1 protein-coding gene is annotated in these 591 nt (G+C 35.9%); it reads left to right on the plus strand.

Annotation, left to right across the window (positions count from 1 at the left end; genetic code table 11):
- The first annotated feature begins 124 nt into the window (after positions 1–124).
- Complete coding sequence (locus AB4232_RS22325; RefSeq protein WP_135380882.1) at positions 125–532, plus strand: hypothetical protein; 408 nt, start codon at positions 125–127, stop codon at positions 530–532.
- Positions 533–591: the final 59 nt, after the last annotated feature.

The following is a 591-nucleotide window of genomic DNA, read 5'->3' on the forward strand; positions in this document are numbered from 1 at the left end:
GGCGATGGCACTGGCTAAGCTTATTCATTTAGAACATTTTCAGTCAGTAGAAAGAATGACTTCGTCACAAATGATAAAGATTATAAGTGATTGATGTTTTACTTATTTAAATGAGGGGTTTGCAATGAATCAGACAAAAGTAAAAAGCATTCTATTGGCAGCAGGAGCGATGAATGTTGGTGCTGTTTTACTGTTTTCACGCTTTTTTACGAATAGTGCCATTAACGAAGCCGATCCCGTAGTAATGTCCAACTTTGGACTGATTATGATCGTCGTTTGGGGTTTAGCGTACCTTGGGGCTGCAACAATCAATGCGAACATCAAATATCTTGCTGGTGCTTTCTTTATTGAAAAGTTGGTTTATGTGGTGATTTGGGTGAATTGGCTTTCCAATAATACGCTATCACCAGTATATGAAGCGGATACGATGGCTGGTGTGTTTTACACAATTTATGGTGTAAATGATTTCATATTTATGATCTTGTTTTTCATGATATTTAAGTCCAAATTTGATATGAAAAACAACGGTTGAATATCGAACATTGAGACTTACAACTTAATGTTATCTTACAGAAAAATGGCGAGTCATAT

The sequence above is a fragment of the Vibrio sp. 10N.286.46.A8 genome (genome assembly GCF_041470165.1).
GTDB lineage: Bacteria > Pseudomonadota > Gammaproteobacteria > Enterobacterales > Vibrionaceae > Vibrio > Vibrio tasmaniensis_A.